This window comes from Endozoicomonas sp. ONNA2, assembly GCF_024606365.1.
Lineage (GTDB): Bacteria > Pseudomonadota > Gammaproteobacteria > Pseudomonadales > Endozoicomonadaceae > Endozoicomonas.
This window is the reverse complement of the sequence record NZ_JAHHPO010000757.1, coordinates 1-7,551: the sequence shown is the minus strand read 5'-3', so window position 1 is coordinate 7,551 and position 7,551 is coordinate 1. Positions and strand designations below refer to the sequence as shown.

General features: G+C 49.9%; 7 protein-coding genes. 5 read left to right on the top strand and 2 right to left on the bottom strand.

The features are described 5' to 3' along the window. Positions 1–262 precede the first annotated feature (262 nt). Both murI and KDK14_RS13445 read right to left on the bottom strand, forming a co-directional pair. A complete protein-coding gene (gene murI, locus KDK14_RS13450) occupies positions 263–1,234 on the bottom strand; it encodes a glutamate racemase (RefSeq protein WP_257265673.1) in 972 nt (323 codons plus the stop codon). A gap of 171 nt (positions 1,235–1,405) precedes the next feature. Then, positions 1,406–2,506 carry an ankyrin repeat domain-containing protein gene (locus KDK14_RS13445; protein WP_257265672.1) on the bottom strand — a complete coding sequence of 367 codons (1,101 nt, stop codon included), beginning with the start codon at positions 2,504–2,506 and terminating at the stop codon, positions 1,406–1,408. Positions 2,507–2,683: 177 nt separating this feature from the next. On the opposite strand from KDK14_RS13445, the gene cdd reads away from it, so the two are divergent. The 5 genes from cdd (at position 2,684) to KDK14_RS13420 (ending at position 7,377) form a co-directional block, all read left to right on the top strand. Further along, positions 2,684–3,592 carry a cytidine deaminase gene (gene cdd / locus KDK14_RS13440; RefSeq protein WP_257265671.1) on the top strand — a complete coding sequence of 303 codons (909 nt, stop codon included), beginning with the start codon at positions 2,684–2,686 and terminating at the stop codon, positions 3,590–3,592. Between the two features lie 35 nt (positions 3,593–3,627). After that, positions 3,628–3,891, top strand: coding sequence for a hypothetical protein (locus tag KDK14_RS13435; RefSeq protein WP_257265670.1), 264 nt, complete (start codon positions 3,628–3,630; stop codon positions 3,889–3,891). Between the two features lie 138 nt (positions 3,892–4,029). Continuing rightward, the gene (locus KDK14_RS13430) at positions 4,030–5,322 is read left to right on the top strand and encodes an FAD-dependent monooxygenase (protein WP_257265669.1); all 1,293 of its coding nucleotides are present in this window, start codon (positions 4,030–4,032) and stop codon (positions 5,320–5,322) included. A 210-nt stretch (positions 5,323–5,532) separates the two neighbouring features. Next, complete coding sequence (locus KDK14_RS13425) at positions 5,533–5,730, top strand: hypothetical protein (RefSeq protein WP_257265668.1); 198 nt, start codon at positions 5,533–5,535, stop codon at positions 5,728–5,730. Between the two features lie 189 nt (positions 5,731–5,919). Next, positions 5,920–7,377, top strand: a complete 1,458-nt coding sequence (locus tag KDK14_RS13420) for a di-heme oxidoredictase family protein (RefSeq protein WP_257265667.1) — start codon at positions 5,920–5,922, stop codon at positions 7,375–7,377. Positions 7,378–7,551: the final 174 nt, after the last annotated feature.

The following is a 7,551-nucleotide window of genomic DNA, read 5'->3' as shown; positions in this document are numbered from 1 at the left end:
ACGATGTTTTGACTTGCAACCTGCCAGCAAATTCGTTTGTGGTGCCGCCATCGTCCCCCTGACAGATAGTACATTTGAACGACTGATCGCTGACATTACCTCTGATACCTTCCATATTTGTACCTGTATTGGTGATTGAGTAATTACCCGATTGGACAATAAAAAGCAGCGGAAGTTCCCGAAACCTGTGGCTGGATTATCGATGGTTCAGCGAACTCTGTAAGCAGTCAGGGGCTTGCCACAGTATTTCAAATGTCCCTTGTTATGAAGGTAGAATTTTTGAGCCACTGTCAACGTTCTCGCCACAATCACCCTTTATCAACTTTGACCCAACCGGTAAATTTCTCACAGCAACAAATCCCATTTTCTGCAACGCTGGAACCAGAGCACTGACCTGATCATCCAGCCCTGTGTGCATAAAGAGATCACCGGACTTCGCATCAAATCCGGTCGGGTCCAACAGGCTGACAACCCGGCGGGCAATAGCAGAGCCGGAGTCGATCCATTGAATGTCGGCAGATACCTGTTGCAACACCGTTCTCAGTAAAGGGAAGTGGGTACAGCCAAGGACGACTACATCCGGCACCGGTTCTGCGCCAAGAAAAGGGCCAAGAATCCGGTGTAGACTGTGCTCTGAAACCGGCTCCCCCCGAAGGTACTGTTCAGCCATCTGCACCAATTCGCTGGAACCCACTCGAAGCACCTGACAGTCCGCGGCAAAATCATCAATCAGCTGATCGGTATAGCCGCGGGCAATGGTGCCGGGAGTCGCCAGAAGCCCGATGCATCGGTTTTTTGAGTACTCACTGGCCGTCTTGATGGCTGGCACCACACCCACAACGGGGAAATCCAGCTCTGCGCGTACCCTGGGCAGTGAGATGGTGCTGGCAGTATTACAGGCTATAACAGCAAGCGAGGGATCAAACTGTTCGGCTAATGCATTCAGGCAGAGGCTGGTACGCTCAATCACTTCCTGTTCGGGCTTTGGACCATAGGGAAAGCCCCGGGTATCAGAACAGTAAACCACCGGAGCATCAGGTAAAGCCTGCTTTATTTCCTGATAGATACTCAGGCCACCAACACCGGAATCGAAAATAACAATGGGCTTTACCTTTTTATTCACGGCTGTTTTCACAAGATGTTTCCACAGAAATGGGTTATTCAGTTTGACCATCAACAGGGTGATGAAGTTTCCCCAACCGCCATTGATGACGCAATCAGCGTTGTTCCCCATTAATACAGTCTGTGAGACGGCAACCTGAAGGTAATGCATTATCTTGGGACATGTGCCACGCAGCAAGCGAACCCACCTGCACAACTCTGCGGGTGCAGGAGGAACAAAAGCAAAAAGGATGGAGGGGAAGACCTCCCCCGAAGGGGCTTAAGACGCTATAACTCACGTCGGTCATTTAGCCAGAGACTGAAGCAGTCGGCGATCATCATCAATTTGTGCCACCAATACTCCGAGTGTGGTGAGGTCAAGTCTATCTTGGCTGAAGACCGTTTCAGGGTCCCGCATAATAACATAGTCCCTATCTTTGCTACCGACAGTTTCAGTATCCTGAATAACAGCATCTTCTGGCATTTTTTTCTCAAATCCCATACCTTTTAAATCCTCTTCCGCCGTATAAATAAGCACATCGCCCGTTTTTGCCATTGCTTGCTCGATCTCCATACGGTTTATAACCTTTTCCATACCCCCTAATTGTTGCATAAGCACTCTCTTATGAACCAAAAGAGCCTCCCCTAATTGATCCCTGACATCCCGGGGTATCTTTCTCAGGATATCTTCGCAACCAATGAGGCTACCGCCGTGTTGCAAAAAGGCTTTTGCCGCCTCATAGTTGCCGGAGCTTAACGCATAATGAACGGGTGTACCTGAATGACACCACCAGCCTGCCTCATTTAACTCGCCCTTGTGGAGATTATCTTTGACATAGTCGCCCAAGGCAGCATCCTGAAATACCGGGACCGTATAGAAACTTCTGGGAGCGATTTTATCGGCGGTGCACAGCGCGGTAATCATCTCGGGACTGCCGGATTCTGCCAGGGCATAAAGCAGGGGCTTATTGTTGACTGACAGTTGCTGTATGGGTTCCTGCAACAACTTTAATTCTGATTGCCTATTATTTTCCACACATCTTCTATTATGTGCTAACACTTCATCCTTCAACGCCTCAAGATGTTTGGTAAAACCCTCGACATCATTTTCCTTCAATACCTTGGAGATGTCTGCCGCCCTGGCGGACTGACCGCACATTCTGTTATTGATGCTGCTGGCGACCCCGGAGAGTGCTTTGGTAATGGCCCAGCGGCTTTTATCACTTTGAACCGCTCCACCGGCTCTCGGAACATGCTGTTGACTGGAGGTCTCATTTATTGTTCTCCCATTCCAACTACCCTCTTTGCCGATTTTGCCGGATTTTTCGGGAGATTCGCCTTCAAGTTCAGGGGTTTTTGTGGGGACATTCCCGGGAGTGTTTATTTTGTTGGTACTGAAGGTCATAACTAAATCCTTTTTTAATTAATCCTCGATTAACTTTAGCTAAAGTGCGATCACGTTGTTGTGACAGCTGAGTGAACTGTCAAATCTATATCCCCTTAAGCCATTGAAAGGAGCAATGGAAGTTACCCCTTTTCCGTAGTACAAAGCAGCCTTGAAACTTGTGACGGGAGTAACGCTATGAATCACAGGGCTTTTCAGGATCAACTGGCTCAGTTCCCGGCTAATGCTGCGAATATCCTGCAACAGTTGATTCACCAGCAGGGCTGTCTTGAGCCAGAACAAGTGAATGAGCTTCAGGGCTTGATGGAGTTGCCATCGGAAGATCTTCTCAAAGCTCTGCTTCCTCTCGCTGCCGCTATGAGCACCTGCCCGATTTCACATTTTTCCGTAGGGGCCATTGTTGAGGGCTTTCGCGCACAAGGCCAGGGGCCTGTCTATCTGGGTGCCAACCTTGAAATAGCCGGGCAGCCTCTGAAAATGGCCATTCACGCTGAGCAGGCGGCGATCAGCAATGCATGGCACCGGGGAGAAACCCGCCTGCGCCGTCTGGTGGTCAATGAAGCCCCCTGTGGGCACTGCCGACAGTTCATGAACGAACTAAATGGGATCGATCAGATGGATATTCTGATCAGTCGGCTCGATAGTGATCAACAGCGGCACTATAGCATCTCAACCCTGCTGCCAGACGCCTTTGGCCCCGCAGACCTGAAACAAGACTCTCGGTTGATGAGCCCATCGTTGCTTTGCCTGGAGAGCCCGGCCCCTGCAGACAAGCTGGTCAATGCCGCAACAGAAGCTGCCCGCCGGAGCTATGCGCCTTATTCCGGCTGTCACTCAGGCATCGCTCTTTTTATAGATAATGAAGATATAATTTCTGGTAGATATGCTGAAAACGTAGCCTTCAACCCGGGAATGACCGCCGTAGAGGCCGCCCTGGTTAATCTCCGTCTATCCAGCCTGACCAAGGCACCGGGTAAGATTATTGACGCTGTTATGGTGGAAAAACAGGCTTCCATTTCTCATAAGGCCATGGCAGATTCAATCTTTAGTCATAAAGGAACAGAGTTGCGCTATTTCGTTGTATAAACTTATAGAAACTCATTGAGTAAGGAGGCCAGATTGTGAGTTCCGGTTACAAAATTGATTCATCATCCTCTCCCCATCTTGACTACGGCCAGGGCAATGGCGACAGCCTGGATAACAATGAAAGCAGTACCGACGCTTTGCCGACGGACCACAAATCTTACATTGACCGCTCAGGCTCAAGACAGGGTGAGGATAAATCACTGGACATGCGTAAAGCCCGTAAAAAAAACAAGCGCAAAAAGAAAAAAATTTCTGAGAGAAATACCAAAGAGTTTAATGATGGCCAAGCCGATGAGTGAAGGTCATCGCCACACTGCCGTCTACCTCCACTCACAACACCCTTTGCCGAATTCCATTCCCGGTGAAAAGATCGGGAATTACCGGATAGATGGTGTACGCTGCTGCACGGGTTTATGACATTTACATAATGCTTGCTTATGAAAAGAATAGATGCTTGCGGGCATAGTGATGACCCGCAACACTACGATGTACTGATTGTCGGTGGCGGGATGGTGGGTGCCGCCATTGCCTGTGGCCTTGGCCAACAGGGAATAAGGGTTGCCATATTCGACCACTGTGAGCCATCCCCATTACCTGCAGACGCTTTACCTGAACTGCGAGTATCTGCCCTCAGCACCGCATCGGAGGAAATTCTTCGCCAACTGGGCGCGTGGCCATATATGCAGTCCAGCCGTATGACGCCCTATCGTCGCATGGCGGTTTGGGAAAAACTGCATTCCCCCTTTGGCAAAGAGATAGACTCAAGAGCAAACCGGGTGATGTTTGACGCCAGAAAGATTAATCACTCGCAGCTGGGTTTTATTGTTGAAAACCGGGTGACTCAGTCAGGTCTGTCAGAGGTCATCAAATCCTGTCCATCCGTCTCTTTTTTCTGTCCGGTCAGTATTCAAACCCTTCATACTGCTTCGGCGCACCTTATGATTGAGTTAGCCGATGGTCGTCGCTTTTCCGGTGATCTGTTAGTGGGAGCCGACGGTGCCGATTCACAGGTTCGCCAGGCTGCCGGGCTGGCCATGGAACAACGGGATTATGAGCAACAATGCCTGGTAGGGACCGTTGAAATTGTCGGCGGCTGTCAGGATATGACCTGGCAAGCCTTTACCCCGACAGGCCCCGAGGCCTTTTTGCCACTGCCGGACATTAACGGTAGAAGTTACGGATCGATTGTCTGGTATAACCATCCGGAGCAAGTTAGAGAACTGCTGGCACTGTCCAAAGAGGCCTTCATTAAAGTGCTGAAATCCTCGTTCCCTGCGGAACTGCCCGACGTGATTCAGCTTCACGAGCGTGCTGCCTTCCCCATTGCCCGGCGCCATGTTACTGAGTATTTCCGCCAGGGTGTCGTTCTGGCTGGCGATGCAGCCCACACGATAAACCCGCTGGCAGGGCAGGGGGTAAACTTGGGTTTGCAGGATGCCGCCTGGCTGATTGAAATTCTGGTGGATGCCGCAAGGGCTGGTGAAAACCTCGGAAGCACGAAGGTTCTCGCCCGTTATGAAAAAGCCAGGCGAAGCGATAATGCCTTGATGATGAACACGATGGATGCTTTTTACCATACCTTCAGTAATCAGAGTAAGCCGCTGCAGCTGCTGCGAAATCTCGGCCTGACTCTGGCTGGCAAGCTGTCACCCGCGCTCAATCAGGTTATGAAGTACGCCATGGGGCTTTCTGGCAAACAGCCAAAGCTGGCCACCGGTGAAAAGCTATAACCGGTGAAAAGCTATAACCTGTGAAAAACTATAAATTGGTACTACTGGCTCGCAACAAAACGCACCCGAACAAACTGAAAGTACCCGCAAAGGTAGATACACTGATTGCACTTCGTAAAACCCTGATGCCCCTCTGCCCCTTAGCGGCATAAGATGGCCGCTGCACTATCTATGACTTGCTATGACTTGGGGTAGCAGACGATGAGAACGATGATTTCAAACGGTTTCAAGTTCACGGCCATAGCCTCTTTGGGATTCTGGTGGGCCTGGCTGCTGGCTGGGGCGACTTATTATTATACGATTGAACAGGCTTCTTTATGGTCTTCATTCACCTCAGGTGCAGGTATTGGTCTGGTAGTCATGGTTTGCGGTGTGTTCAGTGCCATGATCTCCGACTCTCTGAACTGATCTTGTGTCCCAATTGGTAAATTGTCCTGCCCGAATTATTGGTCATTGTCAGACTTTTGCCGATTACCAGCATGACTAATAAAAAAAATAACCCGTGAACAAAGCCTCTATTTAAAGCACGTTCATCGTGCTACTGTCCCGATATTTTCTGGCAGAAACTGTTATGAAGGATTGATTTCAAGGATGATCATGACTAATAACCTCTTGATTAGCGTCCTGAGTCTACTGTTTTTGCTGGTGGGCTGTGATTTTTCTGAACATAAGAAGCGGCCCGCGTATGAACAGTTCCAGCCCGGGGAAGATATGCCCGGTGGCACTGCTTCTGTTTTGGTTACGGGGTTTAATACCATTGCCAAGCCTTCAGCTAATATGCCGGTATTTAACCGTTTAAACTTTCATAAAGGCAATGCGCTGTTCCGCCAGGGTTGGCAGCCAGAATCCGGTGAGGATTTGGCTTCGGATGGGTTAGGGCCTCTGTTTCATACCACCAGCTGCGGCAATTGTCATATTCATGATCGAAGAGGGCATGCCCCAGAAGATGGTGAGGTTACCGATGCATCGGTTCTGGTTCGGCTCAGCATTCCCGCAATGACCGATGAGCAGAAGAAACGCCTGAAAAAATCAGGGGTGATTCCTGAACCTACCTATGGTGGACAGCTGCAGGTTAATGCCATTGAGGGTGTGAGGCCTGAAGGCAGTGTCAGGGTTACCTTTGAATATTTCAAGGTAGCCTTTGCCGATGGTCATCAGGTTGAGCTTCGCAAACCAATATTCACCATGGAGAATCTTGGCTATGGTCCCTTGGCTGACAATACCCTGGTATCCATGCGGATTACGCCGTCCATGATTGGTATTGGCCTGCTGGAAGCCATTTCCGAGAAAAGTCTGCTGGCCAATGAAGATCCTGAAGATCAAGATGCCGACGGTATTTCAGGCAGAGCCAACCGGGTCTGGGATATCCAGAAGCAAAGAACCTCCATTGGCCGATTTGGTTGGAAAGCAGGGGTTCCAACCCTGCGACAGCAGTCGGCTGCGGCATTCAATGGGGATATGGGGCTGACCACTAGCCTGTTACCGGATGAATCCTGCACCGGGCGGCAAAAGGATTGTCTGGCGGCCCCAAAGGGTGTGGCGCCCGATGTGTCTGACTTTGTCCTGGACAAAGTGGTATTTTACAGCCGTCATGTGGGTGTTCCTGTTCGAACCAATGCCAAAAAGCCAGAAGTGTTAAAGGGTAAGAAATTATTTAATGAAGCCGGCTGTGCGGGCTGTCATCAACCCAGTTTCAAAACGGCTTCCATGGATGTTCAATCCCAAACCGCCATGACGGTTATTGAGCAAGAGCAGGCTAATCAACTGATCTGGCCTTACAGTGACTTTCTTCTGCATGATATGGGGGAAGGGCTTGCTGATGGACGCCCTGAGTTTCTGGCCACAGGGCGAGAATGGCGCACACCGGCGCTCTGGGGTATTGGCCATACCCAGCTTTTGGATCGAAGAACAGGCTTTCTTCATGATGGTCGAGCCAGAAGCTTAATGGAAGCGATCCTCTGGCATGGTGGCGAAGCCAAACAATCCCGGGGCAATGTGTTAAAGATGAATGTGGGTGAACGCAAGGCTCTGGTGGCTTTTATCAAATCTCTTTGATTTATGTAAATAGCAAGTACACAAAGCGCTAATGCTGGTTCTTAATCACCTTTGCCGTGAAAAATATTTTGCTTAACCATTTTTCAGCCCAGAGGGTGGCGCAAAATATTTTCACGTGCCTTAGCCCGGATATTTCATAAACGTGCTCCCGATCTCGCTTGTCCTTTGCCGCTC